28 protein-coding genes are annotated in these 25,797 nt (G+C 63.6%); 14 read left to right on the top strand and 14 right to left on the bottom strand.

Features of this window, described 5'->3' with window-relative positions:
• Positions 1-40 precede the first annotated feature (40 nt).
• A complete protein-coding gene (locus tag BUA05_RS01545) occupies positions 41-877 on the top strand; it encodes a Coq4 family protein (protein ID WP_072672918.1) in 837 nt (278 codons plus the stop codon).
• 9 nt (positions 878-886) lie between these two features.
• Here BUA05_RS01545 and BUA05_RS01540 read toward each other — a convergent pair whose 3' ends face one another.
• Positions 887-1,573: a nitroreductase family protein gene (locus tag BUA05_RS01540; protein ID WP_072672917.1), complete on the bottom strand. Its 687-nt coding sequence runs from the start codon at positions 1,571-1,573 to the stop codon at positions 887-889.
• A gap of 107 nt (positions 1,574-1,680) precedes the next feature.
• Between BUA05_RS01540 and BUA05_RS01535 the strand changes: the two genes are divergently transcribed.
• The gene (locus BUA05_RS01535) at positions 1,681-2,478 is read left to right on the top strand and encodes a Coq4 family protein (RefSeq protein WP_072672916.1); all 798 of its coding nucleotides are present in this window, start codon (positions 1,681-1,683) and stop codon (positions 2,476-2,478) included.
• A 6-nt stretch (positions 2,479-2,484) separates the two neighbouring features.
• On the opposite strand, the gene purL is transcribed toward BUA05_RS01535, so the two are convergent.
• From purL to BUA05_RS01520, 3 genes are read right to left on the bottom strand one after another with little or no spacing between them, the layout of a single operon-like run.
• Positions 2,485-4,749, bottom strand: coding sequence for a phosphoribosylformylglycinamidine synthase subunit PurL (gene purL, locus BUA05_RS01530; RefSeq protein ID WP_072672915.1), 2,265 nt, complete (start codon positions 4,747-4,749; stop codon positions 2,485-2,487).
• A 30-nt stretch (positions 4,750-4,779) separates the two neighbouring features.
• Positions 4,780-5,454: a hypothetical protein gene (locus BUA05_RS01525; protein WP_072672914.1), complete on the bottom strand. Its 675-nt coding sequence runs from the start codon at positions 5,452-5,454 to the stop codon at positions 4,780-4,782.
• A 9-nt stretch (positions 5,455-5,463) separates the two neighbouring features.
• Entirely contained in the window at positions 5,464-5,877 is a 414-nt protein-coding gene (locus BUA05_RS01520) for a DUF2177 family protein (RefSeq protein ID WP_072672913.1), read from the bottom strand.
• An 81-nt stretch (positions 5,878-5,958) separates the two neighbouring features.
• Here BUA05_RS01520 and BUA05_RS01515 point away from each other — a divergent pair, with 81 nt between their 5' ends.
• From BUA05_RS01515 to BUA05_RS01465, 11 genes are all read left to right on the top strand, one after another.
• The gene (locus tag BUA05_RS01515) at positions 5,959-6,228 is read left to right on the top strand and encodes an exodeoxyribonuclease VII small subunit (RefSeq protein WP_072672912.1); all 270 of its coding nucleotides are present in this window, start codon (positions 5,959-5,961) and stop codon (positions 6,226-6,228) included.
• A 4-nt stretch (positions 6,229-6,232) separates the two neighbouring features.
• Positions 6,233-7,144, top strand: a complete 912-nt coding sequence (locus BUA05_RS01510; protein ID WP_084662422.1) for a polyprenyl synthetase family protein — start codon at positions 6,233-6,235, stop codon at positions 7,142-7,144.
• Positions 7,145-7,169: 25 nt separating this feature from the next.
• Positions 7,170-7,682 carry a pantetheine-phosphate adenylyltransferase gene (coaD, locus tag BUA05_RS01505; protein WP_072672910.1) on the top strand — a complete coding sequence of 171 codons (513 nt, stop codon included), beginning with the start codon at positions 7,170-7,172 and terminating at the stop codon, positions 7,680-7,682.
• A gap of 84 nt (positions 7,683-7,766) precedes the next feature.
• On the top strand, positions 7,767-8,504 hold the full coding sequence (locus BUA05_RS01500) for a peptidylprolyl isomerase (protein ID WP_072673072.1): 738 nt from the start codon (positions 7,767-7,769) through the stop codon (positions 8,502-8,504).
• 42 nt (positions 8,505-8,546) lie between these two features.
• Positions 8,547-9,584: a tRNA preQ1(34) S-adenosylmethionine ribosyltransferase-isomerase QueA gene (gene queA, locus BUA05_RS01495; RefSeq protein WP_072672909.1), complete on the top strand. Its 1,038-nt coding sequence runs from the start codon at positions 8,547-8,549 to the stop codon at positions 9,582-9,584.
• 10 nt (positions 9,585-9,594) lie between these two features.
• Entirely contained in the window at positions 9,595-10,539 is a 945-nt protein-coding gene (locus tag BUA05_RS01490; protein ID WP_072672908.1) for an ABC transporter ATP-binding protein, read from the top strand.
• Entirely contained in the window at positions 10,539-11,306 is a 768-nt protein-coding gene (locus tag BUA05_RS01485) for an ABC transporter permease (protein WP_072672907.1), read from the top strand. The genes BUA05_RS01490 and BUA05_RS01485 overlap by 1 nt, the downstream gene beginning before the upstream one ends.
• A 162-nt stretch (positions 11,307-11,468) precedes the next feature.
• Positions 11,469-12,005 (top strand): outer membrane beta-barrel protein, encoded by a 537-nt coding sequence (locus BUA05_RS01480; RefSeq protein ID WP_072672906.1) that lies wholly within the window; start codon positions 11,469-11,471, stop codon positions 12,003-12,005.
• Between the two features lie 120 nt (positions 12,006-12,125).
• Entirely contained in the window at positions 12,126-13,259 is a 1,134-nt protein-coding gene (tgt, locus tag BUA05_RS01475) for a tRNA guanosine(34) transglycosylase Tgt (protein WP_072673071.1), read from the top strand.
• Between the two features lie 54 nt (positions 13,260-13,313).
• On the top strand, positions 13,314-15,338 hold the full coding sequence (locus BUA05_RS01470; RefSeq protein WP_245790040.1) for an alpha/beta hydrolase family protein: 2,025 nt from the start codon (positions 13,314-13,316) through the stop codon (positions 15,336-15,338).
• Between the two features lie 51 nt (positions 15,339-15,389).
• Positions 15,390-15,701: a chorismate mutase gene (locus tag BUA05_RS01465; RefSeq protein WP_072672905.1), complete on the top strand. Its 312-nt coding sequence runs from the start codon at positions 15,390-15,392 to the stop codon at positions 15,699-15,701.
• Here the strand turns inward: BUA05_RS01465 and BUA05_RS01460 are convergent.
• The 8 genes from BUA05_RS01460 to rpiB all read right to left on the bottom strand — a co-directional run bounded on the left by BUA05_RS01460 (position 15,691) and on the right by rpiB (position 20,508).
• A complete protein-coding gene (locus BUA05_RS01460; RefSeq protein ID WP_072672904.1) occupies positions 15,691-15,933 on the bottom strand; it encodes a hypothetical protein in 243 nt (80 codons plus the stop codon). The genes BUA05_RS01465 and BUA05_RS01460 overlap by 11 nt on opposite strands.
• The gene (locus BUA05_RS01455) at positions 15,903-16,328 is read right to left on the bottom strand and encodes an NAD(P)H-dependent oxidoreductase (protein WP_072672903.1); all 426 of its coding nucleotides are present in this window, start codon (positions 16,326-16,328) and stop codon (positions 15,903-15,905) included. Before BUA05_RS01455 ends, BUA05_RS01460 begins: the two co-directional genes overlap by 31 nt.
• Before the next feature lie 109 nt (positions 16,329-16,437).
• The gene (rpsD, locus tag BUA05_RS01450; RefSeq protein WP_072672902.1) at positions 16,438-17,052 is read right to left on the bottom strand and encodes a 30S ribosomal protein S4; all 615 of its coding nucleotides are present in this window, start codon (positions 17,050-17,052) and stop codon (positions 16,438-16,440) included.
• 178 nt (positions 17,053-17,230) lie between these two features.
• Positions 17,231-17,977, bottom strand: coding sequence for an RNA methyltransferase (locus BUA05_RS01445; RefSeq protein WP_072672901.1), 747 nt, complete (start codon positions 17,975-17,977; stop codon positions 17,231-17,233).
• A gap of 9 nt (positions 17,978-17,986) precedes the next feature.
• A complete protein-coding gene (nrdR, locus tag BUA05_RS01440; protein ID WP_072672900.1) occupies positions 17,987-18,463 on the bottom strand; it encodes a transcriptional regulator NrdR in 477 nt (158 codons plus the stop codon).
• Positions 18,464-18,471: 8 nt separating this feature from the next.
• A complete protein-coding gene (locus BUA05_RS01435; RefSeq protein ID WP_072672899.1) occupies positions 18,472-18,687 on the bottom strand; it encodes a hypothetical protein in 216 nt (71 codons plus the stop codon).
• A 22-nt stretch (positions 18,688-18,709) separates the two neighbouring features.
• A complete protein-coding gene (gene glyA, locus BUA05_RS01430) occupies positions 18,710-20,032 on the bottom strand; it encodes a serine hydroxymethyltransferase (RefSeq protein WP_072672898.1) in 1,323 nt (440 codons plus the stop codon).
• Positions 20,029-20,508, bottom strand: a complete 480-nt coding sequence (gene rpiB, locus BUA05_RS01425) for a ribose 5-phosphate isomerase B (protein ID WP_072673069.1) — start codon at positions 20,506-20,508, stop codon at positions 20,029-20,031. The genes glyA and rpiB overlap by 4 nt, the downstream gene beginning before the upstream one ends.
• Before the next feature lie 128 nt (positions 20,509-20,636).
• On the opposite strand from rpiB, the gene BUA05_RS01420 reads away from it, so the two are divergent.
• Entirely contained in the window at positions 20,637-21,776 is a 1,140-nt protein-coding gene (locus tag BUA05_RS01420; protein ID WP_143150228.1) for a sterol desaturase family protein, read from the top strand.
• Positions 21,777-21,807: 31 nt separating this feature from the next.
• On the opposite strand, the gene rpoD is transcribed toward BUA05_RS01420, so the two are convergent.
• On the bottom strand, positions 21,808-23,841 hold the full coding sequence (gene rpoD, locus BUA05_RS01415; RefSeq protein WP_072672897.1) for an RNA polymerase sigma factor RpoD: 2,034 nt from the start codon (positions 23,839-23,841) through the stop codon (positions 21,808-21,810).
• A 63-nt stretch (positions 23,842-23,904) separates the two neighbouring features.
• Positions 23,905-25,791: a DNA primase gene (dnaG, locus tag BUA05_RS01410; protein ID WP_072672896.1), complete on the bottom strand. Its 1,887-nt coding sequence runs from the start codon at positions 25,789-25,791 to the stop codon at positions 23,905-23,907.
• Positions 25,792-25,797: the final 6 nt, after the last annotated feature.

The raw sequence follows: 25,797 nt of genomic DNA, 5'->3' as shown, positions 1-25,797 counted from the left end.
CCCCCCGTACTTCGCCTTTGCCACTTGAGGATCGACGCCGATGACCACCGCCGCCCATGATTCCAGCCGGATGTTCGCCGCCGATGGCACCATCCTGCGTCATCCCGACCGCGTCCCGCCGCGTTATCGCCCCTTGCGTGCGTGGAAGAATTTCCGCCTGCTGATCGCGGACAAGGAAGACACCAGTCTGGTCTTCAAGATCTTCGAATCGCTCCCCTCGCGCACGTTCCTGCCGCGGGTTGAGGAACTGGCGCTGTCCCCGCACGGCGAAGAACTGCGCCGCAGCGAACCGCGCCTGCCCGAAATTCTGGATGATCACGCCGCCTTGCGCCGGACCCCCAAGGGCAGCCTTGCCCACGCCTATTGCGATTTCATGGAGGCCGAAGGTTTGAGCGCGGCGGGCCTTGTGGCCGAAGCGGAGAGCCTGGGGCGACCCAAATATCCCGATCTGGTGCAATGGTTCATGGAGCGTTCGCGCGATACGCATGATCTGTTTCATGTGCTGACCGGTTATGGCCGCGATGCGCTGGGTGAACAATGCGTGTTGCTGTTCACCCACGGCCAGTCACCCAGTCATGGCCACCTGCTGATCGGTTATGCCGGGGCGGCCAATATCAAGAAGATGATCAAGGGCAGCAAGGCGCCGGTGCTGGGCGCCGTGCGGCAGGCGCATCGCACCGGCAAGGGCGCGCCGCGGCTGATCGAACAACCGATCCGCGAACTGCTTGCCCAGCCGCTCGACGCGGTGCGCGCGCAGATGAACATCCCCGCGCCAACCAAATACCGCGAATGTCACCGCATCTGGAAAGCCGAGGGGATCGACCCTTACAACCTGCTCGCCAGCGAGAATGCGCCGCAGGAAATGGCAGCGGCATAATCTGCGCGGCTATCGCCAGCTCGCAATCTGTTCGAGCGGCTTCTTGATCAGCGCCTTGGCCGGCACGGTCGCATCGGCTGCCGGGTGGCCGGTGACCACGATCATCAGCGGCTTTTCCCATTCGGGCCGCCCGCAAATGTCGCGCAGGAACCCCATCGGCGATGGCGTGTGGGTCAGCGTTGCCAGCCCCGCTTCGTGCAGGGTCGCCAGCAGCATTCCGCAGGCAATCCCGACGCTTTCATTGACGTAGTAATTCTGCGTCTGCCCGTCCTCGGCGATCCCGCCCTTGCGCTGGGCGAACACCACGATCAGGTAGGGCGCGGTTTCGAGGAAGGGCTTGTCCGCATCTGTCCCGAGATCATTCAGCGCCGCGAGCCATTCCGCACTGGCCTTGGGATCATCACCATCCGCGCCGTAGAACCTCCGTTCCTCCGCCTCGGCCGCTTCGCGGATAGCGCGTTTGCTTTCGGGCGAGGCGATCACCGCAAAATGCCAGGGCTGGTGATTGGCCCCCGATGGCGCGCTGCCCGCCGCCAGAATAGCCGCCTCGATCACTTCGCGCGGGACCGCTTCGTCAGAAAAGCAGCGGCACGTTCTGCGCTGCCGCAATCTTTCGGCCATCGACCGGGCGCGAGCGATGGCCGTGTCATCGGCAAGGCGGGGCAGGGTGTAGGGAAGCGTCTTATGGTCTGGCATTGGCGGACTTTGGACCTCGATCAACGGCGTGACAAAGACTTTACTGACATTAATGTAAGTGGCATATGCTGAACCTAGTTCGCGACTCGCACAAAGGACGTTACACCATGGCGCTGATCGATCTTCCGCTGGTTGCCCCCGATCGCAAGATGGCGGGGTTTCGCCCGTTCAAGGTGCTGCACCATTTCGGCAAGCTGGTCGAGGACAAGGAGGACACCGAACAGGTGTTCCACATTATCGAGGCGACCAAGGGCAAGCGCAGTCACCGGCAGGCGTGGGATTTTATCCAGTCGCCCGAAGGCCAGCGCTACCTGCGCGGCGAGGTTGATATCCCGGCGATGCTGGATGATCACGCCCGCTGGGCCGATTGCGGGCCGAACAGCGTTGCGGCGCACTACATCGCCTTCATGAAGCGCGAAGGCCTGTCGGCGGCCGGGCTGGTGGCGGAAAGCCACAAGTGGGCACCGCCCGAACAGCGCCACAAGGATCTCACCGAATGGTATTTCGAGCGGCTGCGCGACACGCATGATCTGTTCCATGTGCTGACCGGCTATGGCCGCGATGCGCTGGGCGAGGCGAGCCTGCTGGCCTTCAGCTACCAGCAGAACCACAATTTCGGACTGCTGTTCATCGCCTATGCCGGCGCGCGCCAGATCGGGAAGGTGAGCGGCACCAAGGCGCCAATGTTCGCCGTGATCAGGGAAGGGCGCAGGCTGGGCAAGGCCGCGGCCAAGATTTCGCATCAGGATATCGAAGCGCTGATGCGCGAGGATATCGGCGCGGCGCGGGTGCGGCTGAATATCGGTCAGCCCGAAATGTACCGCCAGTGTCTTGCGATCCTCGAAAGCGAAGGCATCGCGCGCGAACGGCTGACACTCGGCGGGGCAGGGGCGCAGGCGGCCTGAGCCGCGTTACCCCTCCATCCATTCATCGAAGAACCGCTGGTTCGCCGCGCGCAATTCGCCAAGCGGCACGCCCAGCACGCTATCCCCGCCGACCGTGCCGACGCGCTGGAATCCGATCTGCGCCGTATCCTCGTCACGGGTGCCCTTGGCGAGCGCGGCGTTAAGGGCTTCCACATCGGGCACCGTCACCAGATAGCGGCCCTGATCCTCACCAAACCACCATTGTGCCGGGGTGTAATCGGGATTGCCCGTCAGATCGGCTTCCGCGCCGATGCCCCCCGCCAGCGCCATTTCCGCCAGCGCCACGGCAAGGCCGCCATCGGAAAGGTCATGCACCGCATTGACCAGCCCATCGGCGATCAGTTCGTGGATGATTTCGCCTGCGCTGCGTTCCACGGTGAGGTCGGTCGGCGGGGTGCGGCCGGCTTCCATGCCCTTGACCACGCGCAGCCACAGCGACTGGCCGAGGTGCGAGCGGGTCGGATCGGGCTTAGCCCAGAACTCCGGCCCGACGAGGTAGATTGCGTCCCCTGCCTGCTTGAAATGCATTGTCATCATCTTGGTGAGGTCATTGATGATGCCCACCCCGCCAATCGCCGGGGTGGGCAGGATCGCAGAACCGCCGCCGGTCGCCTTGCTCTCGTTATAAAGCGACACGTTCCCCGACACGATCGGGAAATCGAGCGCGCGGCAGGCATCGCCCATGCCTTCGAGCGCGTGGACGATCTGCGCCATGATCTCGGGGCGTTGGGGGTTGGCGAAGTTGAGGCAATTGGTCACCGCGAGCGGTCGCGCGCCCACGGCGCAGAGGTTGCGGTAAGCCTCTGCGATGGCTTGCTTGCCGCCTTCATAGGGATCGGCAAAGACATAGCGCGGGGTGCAATCGGTGGTGATGGCGAGCGCCTTGCCCGTCCCGTGCACCCGCACCACGCCCGCATCACCCCCGGTCTGGAGCGTGTCCGCGCCGACCTGCGAATCGTACTGTTCCGCAATCCACCGGCGCGAGGCGAGATCGGGTGAGGCTATCATGGCCAGCAGATCGGCCGCGATATCGTCGCTCACCGGAACTTCGGCGAGCGGCGTGACCTTGGCCCAGACCTTGTAGTCCTCTTTCGACAGGTAAGGCCGGTCATAGAGCGGCGCATCATCGGCGAGCGGGGCCAGCGGAATGTCGCACACCACCTCGCCATTGAATTCCAGAACCATGTGCCCGGTATCGGTGACTTCGCCGATCACCGCGAAATCCAGCTCCCACTTGGTGAAGATCGCCTCGGCCATCGCCTCCTTGCCCGGCTTGAGCACCATGAGCATCCGCTCCTGGCTTTCGGACAGCATCATTTCATAGGGCGTCATGCCGTCCTCGCGGCAGGGCACCTTGTTCATGTCGAGCCGGATACCCGCGCCGCCCTTTGATGCCATTTCGACGCTGGAGGAGGTCAGCCCCGCCGCGCCCATATCCTGAATGGCAACGATGGCGTCGGTCGCCATCAGTTCGAGACAGGCCTCGATCAGCAGCTTTTCGGTAAAGGGATCGCCGACCTGCACGGTGGGGCGCTTGGCCTCGGCATCCTCGCCAAAGTCGGCGCTGGCCATGGTCGCGCCGTGGATCCCGTCGCGCCCGGTCTTGCTGCCGACATAGACGATCGGGTTGCCGATGCCGGTGGCGGCGGAATAGAAGATCTTGTCCTGATCCGCGACGCCCACGGTCATCGCGTTGACGAGGATATTGCCATCATAGGCCGGGTGAAAATTGGTTTCGCCCGCCACGGTCGGCACGCCGACGCAATTGCCGTAGCCGCCGATGCCTGCGACCACGCCCTGCACCAGATGCTTCATCCTGGGGTGCTCGGGCCGTCCGAACCGCAGCGCATTGGCGTTGGCGATGGGGCGCGCGCCCATGGTGAAGACGTCGCGCAAGATCCCGCCCACGCCGGTCGCCGCGCCCTGATAGGGTTCGATGTAACTCGGGTGGTTGTGGCTCTCCATCTTGAAAATGGCCGCCAGTTTCGTCCCATCTGGTCCATCGCCAATGTCGATCACGCCCGCATTCTCGCCCGGGCCGCAGATTACCCACGGGGCTTCTGTGGGCAGCTTTTTCAGATGCAGGCGCGACGATTTGTAGCTGCAATGCTCTGACCACATGACCGAAAAGATGCCGAGTTCCACAAGGTTCGGCTCGCGGCCCAGCGCGTGCAGGACGCGCTCGTATTCCTCGGCGGAAAGGCCGTGCTGTTCGACGATTTCGGCGGTGATGGCGGAAGATTCAGTCATGCGGGTCGGCTCCTTGGCTCGCCCCCTAAATCACTGCTCGCCGAAGGCCAAGCCGCCGCGTTTGTGGAACCAGCGATTCTCCCCGACCCAGACCGCCATCGCCGTCAGGATCGCGAAAGCGAACAGCGCCTGAAGATACAGGAACGCGCCCGCTTGTTCAGGATGGGGGCCGAACCAGTTGATCGCCTGAAGCAGCAGCATCACCGCCAGCAGCACCAGCGGCGGGCCGACGGGGCCGCGCGTCTTGCTGACATAATAGGCAAAGGCCGCCCCCGTCAGCGCCAGTTCCAGCGGCATGGCGATCGCCGGGTAATTCCACAGGCCGAGCCCCAGTCTGGGCGGATCGCCGTCGATCGTCAGGTCAGGCACATGCACCACCCAGTCAAGCGGCCAGTGCGAAAGCACCACCAGACCGGCCAGCATCCCGGCAAACAGGCTGCGCCGTCCCAGCGCCACCACGGCAAGGCAGGCGATCGCCCATACTCCCGTCCCGATCAGGCTGTGGGTATAGGGCATGTGATAAAGATCGAGCGGGACCATCACGCTTGCCGCCGGATCGACCCGCAGTTTCTCAACCCCGATCAGCGCGAGCGCGAAAAATCCCCAGTCGACCAGTTGCGCAGCCACGAACAGCGTGCCGAGGCGCGGGCTTTGCGGGCTGATGGCTGCCGCGATGAAAGCCGGGGCAAAGTGGCCGATGAACATTGCGGACGGTCAGGCCGCAGCCGGGGCGAAACGCAAGGCCACCCAGGTCGCCACCGCGCTCGCCGTGCCGGTCGCAAACGCGCCCCATAGGATGTCGAGCACGCTGATATGGGTCGCCCACACCTTGAACACGGCCTGCGATGTCAGGTCGAAGGTAGCATAACACAGCGCGCCCAGCAGGATGCCGTTGAGCAGCGCGGCCTGCACCGTGCCGGTTTCGATGCCGGGTTTGATGGCGAACCATGTCATCCCCGCAAGATAGATCAGATAGAACACGCCGGCGGCGGCCATGTTGAAATCCTTGGCCATGATATCGCCGATCACCGGGCGATAGAGATTGCCCGCCGCCCAGCGCAGCCAGATCGCATCCAGCACGCCAAAGGCGAGCGCGGCGGTGCCATAGGCGATGATCCATTTGGTCATGTTCGTTTCTGTCCCGGTTTGTCCCGCCCTGATGCGCGCCAGCCTTGACCGGACAGGGTGGCCGCGTCAATGCTCGCACCCATGGATGAGGGCAATAACGCCGCCGGGTCGGCGCAGGACATTTCGCAGATGAGCTTCGAGCAGGCGCTCGCCGCGCTCGAGACGATCGTGCAGCAGTTGGAACGCGGCGACGTGCCGCTTGATCATTCGATCAGCCTGTACGAACGTGGCGAGGCGTTGCGGGCCGCGTGCCAGCAGCGGCTGGATGCGGCGCAGGCGCGGATCGAGAAGATCGTTACCGGCGCCGATGGACGGGTAGGCGGCACGCGCCCGCTCGATTCGGATGGCTGAGCCGATGCTTGCGGGGGTGGAGACCGATATTCTCGGACACGGGCTGAAACGCGTTCAGGCCGATATCGATTCGCTGTTCGATGCGCTGCTGCCGGTGCCGGAGGATACCAGCGCCCGCCTGATCGAGGCGATGCGTTATGCCGCGATCGGCGGGGGCAAGCGGGTGCGCCCGTTGCTCGTCGTCAGCACCGCCAGCCTGTTCGGCGTGTCGCGCGATGCCGCCTTGCGCGCAGGCGCGGCGATCGAGGCGATCCATGTCTATTCGCTGATCCACGATGATCTGCCCTGCATGGACAATGATGATCTGCGCCACGGCAAGCCGACGCTGCACAAGGTCTATGACGAGGCGACCGCGGTGCTGGCAGGCGATGCGCTTCACGCGCTTGCCTTCGAGATTCTCAGCCACAGCGAAACCAGCGCCGATCCCTTCGTCCGCAGCGAGCTGATCGCGACACTGGGGCAGGCTTCCGGAATGCACGGCATGGCCGGCGGACAAATGATGGACATGGTCGCGGACGAGGAAGGCGTGACCTATGACCTTCACACCATCACCCGGCTGCAACAGCTCAAAACCGGCGCGCTGCTGGCCGCCAGTGTCGAAATGGGCGCGATTCTCGGCAAGGTGGCGCCGCAGGGCCGGGCGCATCTGCGTGCCTATGCCCGCGATATCGGGCTGGCCTTCCAGATCGCCGACGACCTGCTCGATGTGACGGGCGATGCGGACAAGGCCGGCAAGGCGCTGCGCAAGGATGAAGGGCAGGGCAAGCAGACCTTCGTCACCCTGATGGGCGTGGACAAGGCCCGCGAACAGGCGCGCGCGCTGGTGGATCAGGCGGTCCTGCGGCTCGCCTCCTATGGCCCCGAAGCCGATATCCTGCGCGCGCTCGCCCGATTCATCGTCGATCGCGACCGCTAATCTGCAAGTCACAAGGACAATCACCATGACATGCCGCGTCGGGATTTATCCCGGAACCTTCGACCCGATCACGCTGGGCCATGCCGATATCATCCGGCGCGGTGCCAAGCTGGTGGATGACCTCATCATCGGGGTGACGACCAACCCTTCCAAGAACCCGATGTTCTCCACCGAGGAGCGCTTCGCCATGGTCGAACGCGAAGTCGCCCGGATGGGGCTGGACAATGTCAGGGTGGTGGGTTTCAACGCCTTGCTGGTGAAATTCGCGCAGAAACAGAGGGCGTCCGTCATCATCCGGGGGCTGCGCGCGGTCGCCGATTTCGAATATGAATATCAGATGGCCGGCATGAACCAGCAGCTCGACGACAATATCGAAACCGTGTTCCTGATGGCCGATGTCTCGCTGCAACCGATCGCGTCCAAACTGGTCAAGGAAATCGCGATCTATGGCGGGGACATCACCCGGTTCGTCAGCCCCCCGGTACGCGCCGAAGTCGAGGCGCGGGTGCGCGAAACCGGGACCAAGGGCGATTATTAGGCACGCAATGTCGACAGGTCTGGCTTCATTCATTGAAGTGTCAGCCGGGCATGGCTAAAGGGCGCGTCTGATACGGATGAAATGATGATCAAAGCCACGTTCACCTCCGCGCTTGGTGCGCTCTTCCTGCTTGCTGCGGGCACCCCGTCGCTTGCCCAGGATGGCGACGCAACGTCATCTGCGGGAACCTCCGCCGAGGATGGGGATCAGGACGGGGACGGGGACGGGGCAGAAGCCGCCATTCCGTCCTTCAACTATGCCCCGATCAATTATGATCCGGCGGTCGAGCCCGAGAATGTCTGGGTGATCGACCTGTCGAATGGCGAACGGGTGAAGATCCGCCTGATGCCCGAATGGGCGCCCGAACATATCGAGCGGATCAAGACACTGACCCGCAGCGGCTTTTACAACGGGGTGATTTTTCACCGCGTGATCGATGGTTTCATGGCGCAAAGCGGCGATCCGACCGGCACCGGGCAGGGCGGCAGCGAACTGCCTGATCTCAAGGCTGAATTCAACCCGATGCCGCATGTGCGCGGGACCGTGGCAATGGCCCGCGCCTCCGAGGAAGACAGCGCCAACAGCCAGTTCTTCATCGTCTTCTACCCGCGTTTCAGCCTTGACAAGCGCTACACCAATTTTGGTCGCGTGATCGAAAACATGGATGCGGTCGACACGATCAACCGGGGTGAGCCCCCCGCCGATCCGAGCTATATCCTGCAAGCCTCGCTGGCGAGCGACAATCTACCGCCGCCACCGCCGCCCGCGCCCAGGGATGATGCGCCAGTCACTATCGACATGCTGAGCGGGCCGCTGGGTTAAAGTTCTTTCCTGCGCCCTGTCAGCGCATTATGCGCGGCGGCGATGAAAGTAGACCTGTTCGATTTCGATCTTCCGCAGTCACGCATTGCGCTGCGCCCGGTGCGCCCGCGCGATGCGGCGCGGATGCTGGTGGTGCAGGGCAGCGATGCCCCCTTCGAGGATCGGGGCGTGCGTGATTTGCCCGCGCTTCTCAATCCCGGCGATGTGCTGGTGTTCAACGATACCCGCGTGATTCCCGCCCAGCTTGAAGGCCGCCGTGCCGATGGTGAGGCGAAGATCGGCGCGACTTTGCACAAGCGGATCGACCTGCGCCGCTGGCAGGCCTTCATCCGCAATGCCAAGCGGGTCCGGCAAGGCGATCAGATCATCTTCGGCGGCGGGGTGACGGCGCTGGCCGAGGAACGGCTTGGCGATGGTTCGATCACGCTGTTGTTCGAGGGTGAGGAGCCGGTCGAAGTCCTGCTTGATCGTGCAGGCACCATGCCGCTGCCGCCCTATATCGCGTCAAAACGCGGGGTCGATGCACAGGATCTGGAAGATTATCAGACCATGTTCGCCGCCGAAAAAGGCGCTGTGGCCGCGCCCACGGCATCGCTGCATTTTACCCCGAGGCTGGTCGATGCGCTGGACGCCGCCGGGATTGGGCGGGCGATGCTGACGCTGCATGTCGGGGCAGGCACCTTCCTGCCGGTCAAGGCGGACGATACCGACGATCACCAGATGCACGCCGAATTCGGGCGCATTTCGCAGACCACTGCCGATCAGCTCAATGAAGCTCGCGCCAAGGGGGGCAGGATCATCGCCGTTGGCACCACATCTCTGCGCCTGCTTGAAAGCGCGGTCGATGAAAACGGCATCATCCAGCCCTTCGCCGGGGACACTGCGATCTTCATCACGCCGGGCTACAGATTGCGTGCGGTCGATGGGTTGATGACCAATTTCCACCTGCCCAAATCGACTCTGATGATGCTGGTCAGCGCCTTGATGGGGCGCGACCGGATGATGGCGGCCTATGCCCATGCCATCGCCAATGAATACCGGTTCTATTCGTATGGTGACTCATCGTTGCTGCTGCCCTAGCGCTGGCGGGATGAGCGAACCCATCCTTTCGATCCGCGGCCTGACCAAGACCTATAAGGGCGGCATCCGGGCGCTCGACAAGGTTGATCTGGATATCCGCGCCGGAGAGATCTTCGCACTGCTCGGGCCGAACGGGGCGGGCAAGACGACGCTGATCGGTGCGGTTTGCGGGTTGGTGCGGCCCACGGGCGGCACGATGACCGCTTTCGGGCATGATCTGGCGCGCGACTGGCGGGCCGCGCGGGCGCGGATCGGGTTGGTGCCGCAGGAGCTTGCCACCGACATGTTTGAAACCGTGTGGCGCGCTGTCACCTATTCGCAAGGCCTGTTCGGCAAGCCTTACGATGCCGCGCGGCTTGAGGAGATCCTCAAAAGCCTGTCGCTGTGGGACAAGAAGGACGCGCAGATCCGTGCGCTTTCGGGCGGGATGAAGCGCCGCGTTCTGATCGCCAAGGCGCTGGCGCATGATCCCGAATTGCTGTTCCTTGATGAACCCACCGCCGGTGTGGATGTGGAACTGCGCAAGGGCATGTGGCAGCAGATCGCCGCGCTCAAGGAACGCGGCGTGACCATCATCCTCACCACCCATTACATCGAGGAAGCCGAGGAAATGGCCGATCGCGTGGGGATCATCCGCAGCGGGCGCATCCTGATGGTGGACGAAAAACACGCGATGATGGAACGGCTCGGCACCACCGAAGCGGTGATCGATCTGGCCGCGCCGCTGGCCGCGCTGCCACCGGATATTGCCGCGTTCCCGGTTGAACTGGGCGAGGGCGGCAGGCGGCTGATCTATCGCGGCGGCAGCGCCGGTGAAGGTGGTGGCCGGGCGGAGGTGGCGCAATTGACGCAGGCGCTGACCCGCGCGGGCATCGCCTATACCACCCTCGACATCCACGACAGCTCGCTTGAAGACATTTTTGTCGGCCTGCTGGGCGAAGGGGAGCCGGCGTGATGCATTTCAACCTGCGCAGCGCGCTCTCCATTTATCGCCGCGAAATGAGCCGCGCGTTCCGCACCGCATTCCAGTCGATCCTATCGCCGGTGCTCACCACCTCGCTCTATTTCGTGGTGTTCGGATCGGTGATCGGCGCGCGGATGGAGCCGATCGGCGGCGTGCCCTACGGGGCCTTCATCATCCCCGGCCTGCTGATGCTGACCCTGCTGGGCGAAACCACCAGCAATGCCAGTTTCGGCATCTACATGCCGCGCTTTACCGGCACGATCTACGAATTGCTGTCAGCCCCTGTGGGCGTGGCCGAAACGCTTGCCGGGTTTGTCGGCGCGGCGGCCACGAAGGGGCTGATACTGGCGGCGATCATCCTTGGCACGGCGACCTTCTTCGTCGATTACCAGATCGCCCATCCGATCTTTGCTGCGCTCTACATCATGCTGGTGGCAGCAAGTTTTGCGCTGTTCGGCTTCATCCTGGGCATCTGGGCGGATTCGTTCGAAAAGTTGGGCATCATCCCGCTGCTGATCCTCACCCCGCTGACCTTCCTTGGCGGCACCTTCTATTCGATCCGCGATCTGCCCGCCCCGTGGGATGCGGTGGCGCTTGCCAATCCGATTGCCTTTCTGGTGAGCGGGCTGCGCTGGACGTTCTACGGCACATCGGATGTGCCGATTGCGGTTTCGCTGGGGCTCACGCTCGGTTTCCTTGTGCTGTGCGTCGTGATCATCGCGGTGATCTTCCGCACCGGATGGCGCCTGCGCGAATGAAGCAGGCCATCGGGCCTGCGCCTCTGGTCGAACGGCAAGCACCATCCGTCTGACCCTGGCGGCAATTGGTCGTCCCGTTCATGTGACAGAAAGTGACCGAATCCTAATCGCTTGCTGGCTACCGCACCCCCTGCGGCAGGCAAGAAAAAAGGATATAAACGCATGAGGAAAATCGCAATCACCACGCCCGCAGTCATCGGCGCCGCGATTGCCATGATCGCGCTTCCGGCAGCCGCCCACGCGCAGTCGAATGATGGACCTGAAGTCTATGTTGGCGCATCTGCCGGGATCCACGATCTCGGGCTGGGACTGCCCGATGATAATGGCGGCATCTACGGCATCGTCGCCGGTGTCGATGTGCCGGTCGGCCAGACCTTCTTCGTCGGTGCCGAAGGCAATTTCCACATTGGCGATGGCGCGATCGATAATGAATACGGCATTGCCGCGCGCGCCGGTGTGCGCGTCGGCGAAAGCGGCAAGATCTTCGTGCGCGGCGGTTACCAGAAAGTCGATCTGGATCTTGGCAACCTGCTGGGCGTCAACCCGCTGGTGGGCTTTGACAGTTCGGACGGCGATTATCTCGTCGGTGCCGGTGTCGAATTCGGTCTGGGTGAAAGCCCGGTGCGTTTCCGCGCCGGGATCGACACCATCGCATTTGACACCACCCGCGCGACGGTGGGCCTGCTCTTCGCCTTCTGAGGCTGAGCCACCCACCAGATTCACGGCCGGAGCAGCCCCCGCGCTGCTCCGGCCTTTTTGCTGCTCCTCTCGCGAAGGCGTGACAGCGCGCGCAAGCAGCGCTAGCGGGCAGTCGCCATGATCGCTCCGCGTTTCTCCTTCACCCTCCACGCCGTCGACGGCAAAGCGCGCACCGGCACGATCGCGATGCAGCGCGGGGAAATCCGCACGCCTGCCTTCATGCCGGTCGGCACAGCGGCCACCGTCAAGGCGATGAAGCCCGAAAGCGTGCGCGCCACCGGGGCCGATATCATCCTCGGCAACACCTATCACCTGATGCTGCGCCCCGGCGCGGAGCGGGTGGCGCGGCTTGGCGGGCTGCATGATTTCATGAACTGGCCGCGCCCGATCCTGACCGATAGTGGCGGCTATCAGGTGATGAGCCTCAGCGAACTGCGCAAGCTGACCGAACAGGGCGTGGAATTCCGCAGCCATCTCGACGGCTCGAAGCACATGCTGACCCCGGAACGCTCGATGGAAATCCAGCGATTGCTCGGTTCCGATATCGTCATGGCCTTTGACGAATGCCCGCGCGCCGACCGCCCGAAGGACGAAATCGCCGCCAGCATGGAATTGTCGATGCGCTGGGCAAAGCGCAGCCGCGAAGGGTTCGACAGCGGAGAGGAACACGCGATGCGCGCCGCATTGTTCGGCATCCAGCAGGGCGCGCTGCACGAAGACCTGCGCCGGATCAGTGCCGATGCGCTCACCGACATCGGCTTTGATGGCTATGCCGTGGGCGGGCTGGCCGTGGGTGAGGGGCAGGAGGCGATGTTCGGCGTGCTCGACTATGCGCCCGACATGCTGCCCGCAGATCGCCCGCGCTACCTGATGGGGGTGGGCAAGCCGGATGATCTGGTCGGCGCGGTCGAGCGCGGGATTGATATGTTCGATTGCGTGTTGCCGACCCGTTCGGGCCGCAACGGGCAGGCGTTTACCTGGGACGGGCCGCTCAATCTGCGCAACGCCCGCTTTGCCGAGGATACCGGCCCGCTTGATTCGCGCTGCACCTGCCCGGTCTGCACCACCTACAGCCGCGCCTATATCCACCATCTGGTGAAATCGGGCGAAATGCTCGGCGCGATGCTGCTGACCGAGCACAATCTGTGTTTCTATCAGGCGCTGATGGCGGCGATGCGCGATGCCATTGCCGCTGGCGGTTTTGCCAGCTTTGCCAGAACCTTCCGCCGCGATTATCTGCGCCAAGGGGCTTGATTGCAGCGCGGCTTGGGATAGCCTGATGCTCTTGCAGCGAGGGGGCAAGGGGTCGTGAAATTCGCGCGAAATGGCAGCGGCACTGCTTTGGCCGCCGCCATGATGACGGGGGCCATCGCCATGCTGGCCGCCCCTGCTGCCGCGCAGGAGAGCGATCTTGAAACCGCCGCCGCCCTGTTCGGTGTGCGGGAGACCGTGCTCGACATTTCGCTGTCGCCTTCGGGCACAAAGGTCGCTTTTATTGGCGCAGGGCCGGAGCATGCCGAGGGCCTCAATGTGATCGACCTTGCCGGCGACGCGACCATCAGGCCGATTCTCGGTAATTCCGAAAAGATCGCTGATCTCGACTGGTGCGAATGGGCCAGCGACGCGCGATTGGTATGTCAGGTTGCAGGCATGGCCGATGGCGGTGACGGGATGCTGATCCCGTTTGACCGGTTGTTTTCGATAAATGTGGACAGCGGCGAGGTCACCGAACTGAGCAAGCGCCAGTCGGCCAGAGCGATCGGGTTTGCCCAGCAAGGGGGCGATGTACTCGCGCTCGATGTGGGCGGCGAGGCCGGGCAGATTCTCGTCTCGCGCGATTATGTACCCGAACGCGGCGGCGCTGGCCGGATTTCCAGTGATGCTGAGGGCCTCGGGGTCGATATGATTGATGCCGCCTCGGCCAGGCGCAAGGTGCTCGAAAGTGCCGATCCGGCGGCGCAGCGTTTTGTCGCGGACGAGGCCGGGCAGGTGCGGATCAAGGTGCGCGCCAAGTATGACCGTAATGGCCGGCTGACCGGTGACTACAATTACTTCTACCGCGCAATCGGCAGCTGGGGCTGGAAGACGCTGGACAACCTCTCGATCGAAGGGCGGGAAGTGCCGTGGTTTACGCCGGTATCGGTCAATAGTACGCGCAATGTCGCAATCGGATTCATCCGCAAGGGCGGTTATGATGCGATTGCCGAATTCGCGCTTGATGGCAGCGGCACGGGCGCCCTTCTGATGGCGCGCGAGGATGTCGATGTCGATACACTTATCAGGATAGGTCGCCAGCGCCGCGTGGTCGGGGCGAGCTACGCCACCGAAAAGCGCGCCATCGCCTATTTCAGCCCCGAACTCGCGAAGCTGGCGGAAGATCTGGGAAAGGCGTTGCCCGATCAGCCGATGATCAACATCGTCGGAGCGAGCAGCAACGAACAGCAATTGTTGCTCATCGCCTCAAGCGACACCCAGCTGGGCATGGTCTACCTGTTCGATAAAGGCAAACGCACGCTCGAACCAATCCTGCCGGTGCGCGCCGAACTTGCCGAGCGGGAAATGGGCCGGATGCAACCGGTCACCTATCCCGCGGCGGACGGGACGCAGATCCCGGCCTATCTCACGCTGCCACCGGGTTCGGACGGGAAGAACCTTCCCGCCATCGTGATGCCGCACGGCGGGCCATCGGCGCGCGATGAATGGGGGTTCGACTGGCTGGTGCAGTTCTTCACCGCGCGCGGGTTTGCCGTGCTCCAGCCGAATTACCGCGGATCATCGGGTTACGGCGCGGACTGGTACGGGCGCAACGGGTTCAAGGCGTGGGACGTGGCAATCGGCGACGTGAACGATGCCGGGCGCTGGCTGGTGAGCGAAGGTGTTGCCCGGCCCGATCAGCTTGCCATCGTCGGATGGTCCTATGGCGGTTATGCCGCGCTGCAATCACAGGTGCTTGATCCTGCCCTGTTCAAGGCGGTGGTGGGAATCGCCCCGGTCACCGATCTGGCCTATCTGGCTGAGGACAAGCGCGGCTATACCAGCTTTCGTCTGGTGCGCGATTTTATCGGGCAGGGGCCTCATGTCGATGCCGGCAGTCCGCGCCGCCATGCCGATCAATTCGCCGCGCCGGTCGCGCTGTTCCACGGCACCCGCGATCTCAACGTCGATGTGCGCCATGCGCGCTCGATGGAAAAGGCGCTGAAGGATGCGGGCAAGCCGGTGATCTATCACGAATATGAAGACCTCCAGCATGGCCTCGGCGACAGCAAGGCCCGCACCGACATGCTTGCGATCATTGGCCGCTTTCTTGACGAGGCGCTGGGTCGGGGCGGGTAAGCGCGGGAAGGCACTCGACAAATCCGGCATTGAACGCCTAGGGCGAAGGCCATGAACGACATTCCCCTGAGCCCTGAGAATTGCACCACCATGGCCGAGGTGCGCGCCGGGGTCGATGCGCTTGACCGTGAACTGGTGGCACTGCTGGCAACCCGCTTTGGCTATATGCGCGCGGCCGCCCGGATCAAATCGAACCGCGATGCGGTGCGTGACGAAGACCGCAAGGCTAGCGTCATCGCCGCCGCCGTTGCTGCGGCCGAGGCGCAGGGCATCCCCGGCAATGTCGTTGGCGACATCTGGGAACGCCTTGTCGAAGGCTCGATCGCCTATGAATTCACCGAATGGGACCGGATCAGGGACTGACTTCGCGGTTCAGGAAGGCAGCGAGGCTCGGCTGCTTCTTCTCGGGCGCCTTCTGCCGGATCGAGCGCGCCAGCCTGGCGACCCGCTGCTCCCACTTCGCGATATTGCGCGGCGGGGTGGTTTCGCCCACCGGGCCGAGCGACAGCGTGCGCACCGGGGCAAAGCCGCAAAACCCGAGCACCTGCCCCTTCCAGCGGCGGATCAGCGGATTGCCGTAATACCAGCGCAGCACGAAGGGGGGGTGTCCATCGTCGCGATCAGATCGGCTGACCGGCCCTGCATCAGCTTGTCCCACCACGGATCGCCGAGGTGATAGGCGAAGGTGAACCCGGGCAGGAACAGCCGGTCGATGAGGCCCTTGAGCTGGGCAGGCTCGGCCCCCCACCACATCGGGAAGGCGATCACCAGATGATCGCAGGCATCGAGCTGCTCGGCGAGCCGAAGGATATCCGGCTCCCACTCGGTGCGCTGCCGGTAGCCGTGGCGCAGCACCGGGGTGAAGGCGAGATCGCGCACGGCAATGCGGGTGACCTCTGCGGTTTCGGGCAGGGCGGCAGCATAGGCATCCAGCAGATGCGTTGTCAGGCGGCCTTCATCCGGATGCCCATCCAGCAGCAGCACTTTCATGATCGCATGGCCTCCCTCAACAGCAGGCCGATCATCGCAACGCGCGCCCCAAAAGAAAAGGGCGGCTCCAGCGGAGCCGCCCCATTCGTGTGTCGTCGGTGTGCGCCGATCAGCGCGAGTAGAATTCGACCACCAGGTTCGGTTCCATCGTCACTGGATAGGGTACTTCGTCGAGCTTCGGCACGCGGGTGAAGGCCACCTTGTCGTTGCCGTCGGGCGCGACGTAGTCGGGAATGTCACGCTCGGCGAGGCTCTGCGCCTCGATCACCAGCGCCATTTCCTTGGCCTTGCTGCCGAGGCTGATGACATCACCCACATCGATCCGGCGCGAGGCGATGTTGCACTTCACGCCGTTCACATAGATGTGACCATGGCTGACGACCTGACGCGCGGAGAAGATGGTCGGCGCAAACTTGGCGCGGTAGACCACCATGTCCAGACGGCGCTCAAGCAGGCCGATCAGGTTCTGGCTGGTATCGCCCTTCATGCGCGAAGCTTCGGCATAGGTGCGCTTGAACTGCTTTTCGGTGACGTCGCCGTAATAGCCCTTGAGCTTCTGCTTGGCGCGCAGCTGCAGGCCGAAGTCGCTCATCTTGCCCTTGCGGCGCTGACCGTGCTGGCCGGGGCCGTAGGAACGCTTGTTCACCGGGGAATTGGGGCGACCCCAGATGTTTTCGCCCATCCGGCGGTCAAGCTTGTACTTGGCGCTTTTGCGCTTCGACATATGTCTTCCTTCAAATTGCTGATCCACCCCGTTGGTGGACATTCAACCCGGCATCGCACCATCAGGCCGAACCGCCTGATGCGGCCACTGCTTCACCGGGGTGCAGGGCCAATTGCGAAGGCGCGCGCATAGCAGGATGGGGCGCAAGGTCAAGCCTTGCAGGAGCGGCGCGTTGCGCTCAGTCGCGGATCTTGCGATCGAGTGTGGTGAGAACACCGCGCAAGGTGCGCACTTCAAGATGATTCCAGCCTGGCTTTGTCAGCACCCCGCGCAAGGTGCGGCGCGTCGCTTCGGCGCGGCCCTCAGGCAGGAAATAACCGCGCGGTTCCAGCAGCTTTTCGAAATGGGCGACCAGTCCGTCAAGCTCGTCCTGCGGGGCGGGGGGCAGCGTATCCTCAAGCGTGGGCTGCACCAGCACCGGATCAACGCCCGCCGTCTCACGCCCGATCCGCGACCATTCATAGGCCACTAGGATCACCGCCTGGGCGAGATTGAGCGATCCGAATTCGGGATTGATCGGAATGGTGATTATATTGCGGGCCAGCGCCACGTCCTCTGTCTCCAGCCCCGAACGTTCCGGGCCGAACAGGATCGCGTGCCGCCCTGCGAGCGAATGCACCTGCCGCCCGGCCTCGTCGGCCCCGATCACCGGCTTTGTGACGCCGCGCTTTCTGACCGTGGTGGCATGGACATGGGCGCAATCGGCGACCGCTTCGGCGGTGGTGGCATAGACCTTTGCCTGTTCGAGCACCATGTCGGCCCCTGCCGCAGCAGGCCCGGCAGAAGGGTTGGGCCAGCCATCACGCGGGGCTACCAGCCGCATCTCGGCAAGCCCGAAATTGAGCATCGCGCGCGCCGCCTTGCCAATGTTTTCGCCCAGTTGCGGACGCACCAGCACAATCACCGGCCTGTTGGGTTCGGTCATGTTTTGCGCTTATTCCTTAGCCGCTTGTTGCACAGTGCTGGCAAATTCCTCGAAGTCGCGCGCTTCGGAGAAATCGCGATAGACCGATGCAAAGCGGATATAGGCGACCGAATCGATCTGGCGCAGCCCCTCCATCACCAGCTCGCCAATACGCGAGGACGGCACCTCGGCCTCGCCCGAGGTTTCGACCTGCCGCTGGATGCCCGAAATCAGCTGATCCAGCCGCTCCTGCTCGATCGCCCGCTTGCGGCACGCGAGCGCCACGGATTGTTCAAGCTTGGAGCGTTCAAACGGTTCGCGCCGTCCGTCTTCGCCATTGATGCCCGATTTAACCACAACCACTTCGCGAAGCTGCACGCGTTCGAAGGTGGTAAAGCGCGCCCCGCAGGACGAACACTGACGCCGCCGCCGGATCGAGGCATTATCCTCGGTCGGGCGGCTATCCTTTACTTGCGTATCATCATGGGCACAGAATGGACAGCGCATTCAGAAGGTTACTTCCTGATCCTCTGATATAGTGCGAAACCCGCACCGGCAAGGCCGCCGAGGATCGGGCCGCCAATGATCAGCGCTCCGGCCACCGCGCCGATGCCTGCACCCAGCAATACCGGTTTGGTCGAGGGATGGTTCAGGCCTTCTTTGGCCATGCCGGAAAGCTCATCCTTCGCCTCAGCTGTCCAGTCCGATCCGCCGTTCTTCGGTTCTTTCATGGTCGTTCGCTCCTTTGCGCCATCACATTCCGGGATAAACAGGAAATGCCGCACAAAGGGCGCTGACCCGCTGGCGTACGCTTTCTTCGATCTGCGCGTCGCCCTCGGGGCCATTTTTCGAAAGCCCTTCAACCACTTCAGCGATGAGCTTGCCAATCACTGCGAACTCTTCCGGGCCGAAACCGCGGGTGGTGCCTGCGGGCGTGCCCAGACGGATTCCGCTGGTGACGAAGGGCGAGCGCGTGTCGAACGGGATGCCGTTCTTGTTGCAGGTGAGCCATGCCCGATCGAGACCCTTTTCGGCGTCCTTGCCGGTCACGTCTTTCGCGGTGAGATCGACCAGCATCGAGTGATTGTCGGTGCCGCCGCTGACGATCCGCAACCCGTGCTCTTCAAGGCTGGCTGCCAGCGCATGCGAATTTTCGACGATGCGGTGGGCGTAATCGCGGAACGACGGATCGAGAGCCTCCTTGAACGCGACCGCCTTGGCCGCGACGATATGCATCAACGGGCCGCCCTGCAGGCCGGGGAACACCGCCATGTTGAGCGGCTTGGTGTATTTTTCGTCATTCCACAGGATGATGCCCGAACGTGGACCGCGCAGCGATTTGTGGGTGGTCGAGGTGACGATGTCGCAATGCGGGAAGGGCGAAGGGTGCGCGCCGCCAGCCACAAGGCCGGAAATGTGGCTCATGTCGCACAGCAAAATCGCGCCCACTTCATCCGCGATGGCGCGGAAGGCCGGGAAATCCCACTGCCGCGAATAGGCCGTGCCGCCGCAGATGATCAGCTTGGGCTTGTGCTCGCGCGCGGTGGCGGCGACGGCTTCCATGTCGATCCGCTCGTCATCCTGCCGCACGCCGTAGGAGACAGGATTGAACCACTTGCCGCTCATATTGACGGGCGATCCATGGGTGAGGTGGCCGCCGGAGTTCAGATCCAGCCCCATGAAGGTGTCGCCCGGATTGAGCAGGGCGAGAAACACCGCCTGGTTCATCTGGCTGCCGGAATTGGGCTGAACATTGGCAAAATTGCAGCCAAACAACTGCTTGGCACGATCAATCGCCAGCGTTTCGACCACGTCGGCATAGTCGCAGCCGCCGTAATACCGCTTGCCCGGATAGCCCTCGGCATATTTGTTGGTGAAGACCGAACCGGCGGCTTCGAGCACGGCACGGCTTGCGATGTTCTCGCTCGCGATCAGTTCGATCTTGTCGCGCTGGCGGGCGAGTTCGCTGGCGACCGCTGCGGCGATTTCAGGGTCGGCGTGGGCGAGGTCGTCATGCCAGAACCCATCCATCGGGGTTTGGGTGCGGGCGGCAAAATCAATCGGGGCAGTGCTCATTGATGGGTCTCGATATGATCGGGCAGGAACGGGGGCTTGCCAAGCTTGCCCACCCGGCGCTGATGGCGCCCGGCAGGATCGCCGGCATCGGCGAATTCGGTGTCCAGGAAGGTGGCGATGCAGCTCTTGGCCATCTCTATCCCTACGAGACGCGCGCCCATTGCGATGCAATTGGCATCATTATGCTTGCGGGCGAGCGCGGCAGAAAGCGGTTCGGACACCAGCGCGCAGCGCACTTGCGGGTGGCGGTTCGCGCTCATCGAAATGCCGATGCCGCTGCCGCACAGGCCGATGCCGAATTCGGCTGTGCCTTCGGCGACGACTTCGGCGAGCCGGTAGCCGTAATCGGGATAATCGACGCTGTCGCCCGGCGCGCAGCCGAGATCGGCAACTTCGTGCCCTTCCTCTACAAGCCATTCGGCGAGTTCGGCTTTCAGGCTGGTGGCGGCATGATCTGATGCAATGGCGATACGCATGGCGCTGCCATAGTCGTTGGGGCGGCGATTCTCCACCCCGTAGAACACGCTTTTCGACGGACCGCGCAGCTTATCCTTTACGGCGTGGAAAGGGAGGGGCTGATAATGCCCAGCGGATGGAGCATCCCGTGCCTCGCCCCACCGCCGAACAATGGCTGGCGCGCGTTTTTGCGGACGCTGCGCCGCGCCATTTCGGCACGGGCTGGATCAGCGGGGTGCTGGGCATCGTGCTGGCGCTGCTGGCGCTGCTGGCGGTGTTGTGCCTGCATTTCCCGCAATATCTGACCTTGCCGGAGCTGCGGGAGCGATATCCGCTGGGGCTGGTGCGGCTTGCGATTGATGTCGGGCTGCTGGCGGCGCTTGCGCTGGCGGGGCTTTCGATGCTGCTGCGGCGCAGGAAGGCGCTGGGGATTGCAGGCCTTGCGCTGGCCGGGGTGGCGCTGGCGCTGGGAGCGGGTGGCGTCGAAATTCCGCGCGGAGATGTGAGCACCATCTATCTTGGGCTCGATTGGTTTGTGCTGGGGGTGCTGACCACGGCGGCGGTGTTCGTCCCGCTGGAGCGCGCCTTTGCGCTGCAGCGCGAGCAGGGCGCCTTCCGGCGGGGCTGGCTCACCGACACGCAGTATTTCTTCGCCAGCCATGTGTTGGCGCAGGTAATGAGTGTCGCGGTGTTGGCGCCTGCTGTGGCAGTTGGAGAGGTGCTGGCGGTGCCATCAGCGCAAGCCGCCGGGCAGAGCCTTCCGGTGGTGGTGCAATTCGCCCTCGCGGTGCTGGTCGCCGATCTGGCACAATATGGCGTGCACCGCGCCTTCCATGCCGTCCCGTTTCTGTGGCGCTTCCACAAGGTGCACCACTCGGTCGAAGCGATGGACTGGCTCGCCGGTTCGCGGCTGCATCTGGTCGATGTTGTCGTGACGCGCGGGCTGGTGCTGCTGCCGCTGGTGGTGATGGGGTTCGATCCTGTCGCGGTCTACGCCTACCTCGCGCTGGTGAGTTTCCACGCGGTGTTCATCCACGCGAATTTTGCGCCGCGCTGGGGCTGGCTGGAGCGGTGGGTGGCGATGCCCCGCTTCCACCACTGGCACCACGGGGTGGAGGCTGAGGCGCGGGACGTGAACTTTGCGGTGCATCTGCCGATGATCGACCGCTGGTTCGGGACCTATTACCTGCCGGAAGGGCGCTGGCCCGAGGGCTACGGGATTGCGGGCGAGCATGCGCCGGAGGGCTGGGTGCGGCAGTTGGTTTGGCCGTTCGAACGCAAAGCATGAAAAACCCCGCCGAAGCGGGGCCTTTCACAACTCACTGATCGAGGAATGACCGCATCTTGCGTGACCGGCTCGGGTGCTTGAGCTTGCGCAGCGCCTTCGCCTCGATCTGGCGGATACGTTCGCGCGTCACCGAGAACTGCTGGCCGACTTCTTCCAGCGTGTGATCGGTGTTCATGCCGATGCCGAAGCGCATCCGCAGCACGCGCTCTTCGCGCGGCGTCAGTGAGGCCAGCACGCGGGTGACGGTTTCCTTGAGGTTCGCCTGAATTGCGGCGTCCACCGGGATGATCGCGTTCTTGTCCTCGATGAAATCGCCGAGGTGGCTGTCTTCCTCGTCCCCGATGGGGGTTTCGAGGGAGATCGGCTCCTTGGCGATCTTCATCACCTTGCGCACCTTTTCGAGCGGCATGGAAAGGCGCTGCGCCATTTCCTCAGGGGTCGGCTCGCGGCCTTCCTCGTGGAGGAACTGGCGGGAGGTGCGCACCAGCTTGTTGATCGTTTCGATCATGTGCACCGGAATGCGGATGGTGCGGGCCTGATCGGCGATCGAACGCGTGATCGCCTGCCGGATCCACCACGTCGCGTAGGTGCTGAACTTGTAGCCCCGGCGGTATTCGAACTTGTCGACCGCCTTCATCAGCCCGATGTTGCCTTCCTGAATAAGATCAAGGAATTGCAGGCCGCGGTTGGTGTATTTCTTGGCGATGGAAATCACCAGACGCAGGTTCGCCTCGACCATTTCCTTCTTGGCGATGCGCGCCTCGCGCTCGCCTTTTTGCACCATGTTCACGATGCGGCGGAATTCGGTCAGGCTCATGCCGGTTTGCGCGGCGATGTCGGCGATTTCGGCACGGATGCGTTCAATCGCGGCTTCCTCGCGCTCAGCGAAGGCGGCCCATTTCTTGTCCTTCTTCGCGCGTTCCTTGATCCACGCGTCGTCCATCTCGTTGCCGAGATAGGAATTGAGGAAGTCGATACGCTTGATCTTGTGGCGTTCCGCAAGGCGCAGCATCTGCCCGCCCAGCGTCGTCAAACGGCGGTTGAAGGCATAGAGATTGTCGACCAGAAATTCGATCTTGGTCGCGTGGAACTGCACGCTTTCGACCTCGGCGGTCAGTTCTTCGCGCAGCGCTTCGTATTTCTTTTCCTTCGCTGCGGGAAACTCATTGCCCGCCGCCAGCGTGTCGACCCGGTCACCCTGCAGTTTTTCGAACGCGTGGAACAGTGTGGTGATGCGGGCAAAGGTTTCGAGCGCTTCAGGCTTCAGTGCGGCTTCCATCTGCGCGAGGCTGAGGGTGTTGTCTTCCTCCTCTTCCTCTTCGCGCTTGGGCTGGCCTTCGCCGTCCTCGTCATCATCATCCGCTTCGGGCTCGTCCTTGACCTCGTCATCCTCGCGGATCGTCGGGCCGGCGGTGGCTTCGGAGATTTCGCCGTCGTCGTCATCATCCTCGGCGCCATCGGCCATCTTATCGGCCGGCGGCTCCTTCGACAGCATCGCATCGAGATCGAGGATCTCGCGCAGCTGCATGTCGCCATTATTGAGCGCTTCGGACCAGTGGATGATGGCGTGGAAGGTGATCGGGCTTTCGCACAGGCCGATGATCATCATGTCGCGGCCAGCCTCGATCCGCTTGGCGATGGCGATCTCGCCTTCGCGGCTGAGCAGTTCGACAGCGCCCATCTCGCGCAGATACATCCGCACCGGATCATCGGTGCGTTCGCCGGTGACGAGCTTCTTGTTGCCGGCGCGGGCGTCCTTGCTCGGGCCTTTCTTCTCGTCGTCGTCCTCGTCGTCCTCGTCGTCCTCGGCGACCAGCGGTTCAACCTTTTCGCCGTCATCTTCGGTTTCGGCTTCGGCTTCCTCGTCGTTCTCGACGATCTGCACGCCCATTTCGGACAGCGCGGTCTGCACGTCCTCGATCTGGTCGGGGCTCATCTCGCCCGAAGGCAGCGCTTCGTTGAGCTCGTCATAGGTGACATAGCCGCGCTTCTTGGCCTTGCTGATCAGCTTCTTGATGGAAGCCTCGTTGAGATCGATCAGCGGGGCATCTTCTTTTTCGGCCATATTGTTCAATCAATCCGTTGCCGGGCTGCCGGTTCCTGCTGTGCGCCGGAGCCTGCGGCCAGTTTATCCCATGTCTTCCGCCGGAGCGGAGTCGTCACCCGTGGCCGCCGGAGCAGCCTTTCTGCGCCCAAATGCCTTGAGACGCTCGTCAACTGTCATGAGCTGTGCGCGCAGCCTGGTCTGTTCGGCAAACGATCCTTCGGGATCGCTGTCGAAACGGGCTATCGTGGCCGCAAGCGCAGCCTCAAGCGCCGGCCGTTCGACCAGCAGCGACACAGCTTCGGCCAGTTCCTCGCACGCAGCGCCGGTGGATGTGCCTTCATCAAGGAAGGCGTAACGGATGTCTGCCGGCGGGGCAGGATGACCTAGCGAATCGCATATGGCGCTTGGGGGCCGCGAATCAAGCATTTCTGCAAGCTCGAACAGCGATTCGACCAGAGGCGCGGCTTTGTGGTCATGCCGGGCGAGGGCAGAAAGCGCCTCGGCATGCCGGGTGATCTCCTGCGGAAAGCGGGTAAGGCCGGCCGCGACCGCCGCCAGCAACCCCTGCCGCTGGCCGCCCGCCATGATTCCCGAAAGCCGCGCGCGCGCATCCTCGGATAGTCGCGGCGGCGCCGTTGGTGCGCCGCGCCAGTCCGGGCGCTGACCGCGCGGCTGCGGTGCAAAGGCAGGGCGCGCTGGACGGGGCGGATAGGCGAAGGCGGAAAAACGATCACCAAGTTCGCGGCGATACAGCGCCTTGATCTCGGGATCGCCGATTGTGTCGACATGCGCCATCAGCCGCGCTTTCAGCCCGGCCTTGGCCTCGGGCGTGGAAAGCGGCTGCGCATCGCGTTCGGCCTGCCACAGCGTGTCCACGAGGCTGGCGGGACTGGCGAGCAGCTGCTCCATCGCGCCCTTGCCCTGCGCCTTGATCAGATCATCGGGATCAAGCCCGGCGGGCAGGCGCACGATGCTGAGCGAGCGCATCGGGGCAAGCAGGGGGAGGGCGCGCGTGATCGCCCGCATCGCCGCGCGCTGGCCTGCCGCATCGCCATCAAAGCACAAGACCGGCGCATCAACCATGCGCCACAGCAGTTCGAGCTGCATTTCGGTGAGCGCCGTGCCGAGCGGGGCGACCGCATCGGCGATCCCCGCATTGGCGAGCGCGATCACGTCCATATAGCCTTCGACCACGATCACCCGCCCGCTCTGGCGTGATGCCGGGGCGGCGCGGTGGAGGTTGTAGAGCGTGCGGCCCTTGTCGAACAATTCGGTGTCTGGCGAGTTGAGATATTTCGCCACGCCTTCGCGCTTGTCGAGGATGCGCCCGCCAAAGGCGATCACCCGCCCGCGCGCGTCCTGAATCGGCAGCATCACCCGGCCCCGGAACCGGTCATAGCGTTCACCCGCTTCGTTGGCGGCGCGCATTCCGGCGCCTTCGAGCATATCCTCGCCAAACTGGGTCAGTGCTTTGGGCAGCGCCTGCCGGTCATCCGGCGCCCATCCGAAGCCGAATTGGCGCATGATCGCCGGGCTGAAGCCTCGCCGTTCGAGGTAATCGCGCGCTGCCTTGCCGCTGGCACCGCCGAGGCTATCGACAAAGAACGCCTGCGCTGCATCGGTCACATCGATCAGGCTGGCGCGCTGTTCGGCGCGCCTTGCCATTTGCGGATCGGGGGCGGGGACTTCCATTCCGGCTTCGGCGGCCAGTTCCTTGACCGCGTCCATGAATTGCAGCCCGGCATGATCCACCATCCAGCTGATCGCATCGCCGTGCGCCCCGCAGCCAAAGCAGTGGTAGAACTGTTTCTGGTCGTTGACGTAGAAGCTTGGTGTCTTTTCATCATGGAACGGGCAGCATCCCTTCCACTCGCGCCCGGCACGCGTCAGCTTGACCGACCGCATGACGAGCGAAGACAGCGTGATCCGCGCGCGCAGTTCGTCCTTCCATTGCGGGGTGATGGCCATGAGTGG

Source organism: Erythrobacter sanguineus (genome assembly GCF_900143235.1).
Classification (GTDB): Bacteria; Pseudomonadota; Alphaproteobacteria; order Sphingomonadales; family Sphingomonadaceae; genus Erythrobacter; species Erythrobacter sanguineus.
Note: the sequence above shows the minus strand (reverse complement) of the source record. Positions and strands in the feature narration are given on the sequence as shown.

Coding starts and splice junctions, on each gene's coding strand:
- BUA05_RS01545 (WP_072672918.1), top strand. CDS start 41: ATGACCACCGCCGCCCATGATTCCAGCCGGATGTTCGCCGCCGATGGC.
- BUA05_RS01540 (WP_072672917.1), bottom strand. CDS start 1,573: ATGCCAGACCATAAGACGCTTCCCTACACCCTGCCCCGCCTTGCCGAT.
- BUA05_RS01535 (WP_072672916.1), top strand. CDS start 1,681: ATGGCGCTGATCGATCTTCCGCTGGTTGCCCCCGATCGCAAGATGGCG.
- purL (WP_072672915.1), bottom strand. CDS start 4,749: ATGACTGAATCTTCCGCCATCACCGCCGAAATCGTCGAACAGCACGGC.
- BUA05_RS01525 (WP_072672914.1), bottom strand. CDS start 5,454: ATGTTCATCGGCCACTTTGCCCCGGCTTTCATCGCGGCAGCCATCAGC.
- BUA05_RS01520 (WP_072672913.1), bottom strand. CDS start 5,877: ATGACCAAATGGATCATCGCCTATGGCACCGCCGCGCTCGCCTTTGGC.
- BUA05_RS01515 (WP_072672912.1), top strand. CDS start 5,959: ATGGATGAGGGCAATAACGCCGCCGGGTCGGCGCAGGACATTTCGCAG.
- BUA05_RS01510 (WP_084662422.1), top strand. CDS start 6,233: ATGCTTGCGGGGGTGGAGACCGATATTCTCGGACACGGGCTGAAACGC.
- coaD (WP_072672910.1), top strand. CDS start 7,170: ATGACATGCCGCGTCGGGATTTATCCCGGAACCTTCGACCCGATCACG.
- BUA05_RS01500 (WP_072673072.1), top strand. CDS start 7,767: ATGATCAAAGCCACGTTCACCTCCGCGCTTGGTGCGCTCTTCCTGCTT.
- queA (WP_072672909.1), top strand. CDS start 8,547: ATGAAAGTAGACCTGTTCGATTTCGATCTTCCGCAGTCACGCATTGCG.
- BUA05_RS01490 (WP_072672908.1), top strand. CDS start 9,595: ATGAGCGAACCCATCCTTTCGATCCGCGGCCTGACCAAGACCTATAAG.
- BUA05_RS01485 (WP_072672907.1), top strand. CDS start 10,539: ATGCATTTCAACCTGCGCAGCGCGCTCTCCATTTATCGCCGCGAAATG.
- BUA05_RS01480 (WP_072672906.1), top strand. CDS start 11,469: ATGAGGAAAATCGCAATCACCACGCCCGCAGTCATCGGCGCCGCGATT.
- BUA05_RS01465 (WP_072672905.1), top strand. CDS start 15,390: ATGAACGACATTCCCCTGAGCCCTGAGAATTGCACCACCATGGCCGAG.
- BUA05_RS01455 (WP_072672903.1), bottom strand. CDS start 16,328: ATGAAAGTGCTGCTGCTGGATGGGCATCCGGATGAAGGCCGCCTGACA.
- rpsD (WP_072672902.1), bottom strand. CDS start 17,052: ATGTCGAAGCGCAAAAGCGCCAAGTACAAGCTTGACCGCCGGATGGGC.
- BUA05_RS01445 (WP_072672901.1), bottom strand. CDS start 17,977: ATGACCGAACCCAACAGGCCGGTGATTGTGCTGGTGCGTCCGCAACTG.
- nrdR (WP_072672900.1), bottom strand. CDS start 18,463: ATGCGCTGTCCATTCTGTGCCCATGATGATACGCAAGTAAAGGATAGC.
- BUA05_RS01435 (WP_072672899.1), bottom strand. CDS start 18,687: ATGAAAGAACCGAAGAACGGCGGATCGGACTGGACAGCTGAGGCGAAG.
- glyA (WP_072672898.1), bottom strand. CDS start 20,032: ATGAGCACTGCCCCGATTGATTTTGCCGCCCGCACCCAAACCCCGATG.
- rpiB (WP_072673069.1), bottom strand. CDS start 20,508: ATGCGTATCGCCATTGCATCAGATCATGCCGCCACCAGCCTGAAAGCC.
- rpoD (WP_072672897.1), bottom strand. CDS start 23,841: ATGGCCGAAAAAGAAGATGCCCCGCTGATCGATCTCAACGAGGCTTCC.
- dnaG (WP_072672896.1), bottom strand. CDS start 25,791: ATGGCCATCACCCCGCAATGGAAGGACGAACTGCGCGCGCGGATCACG.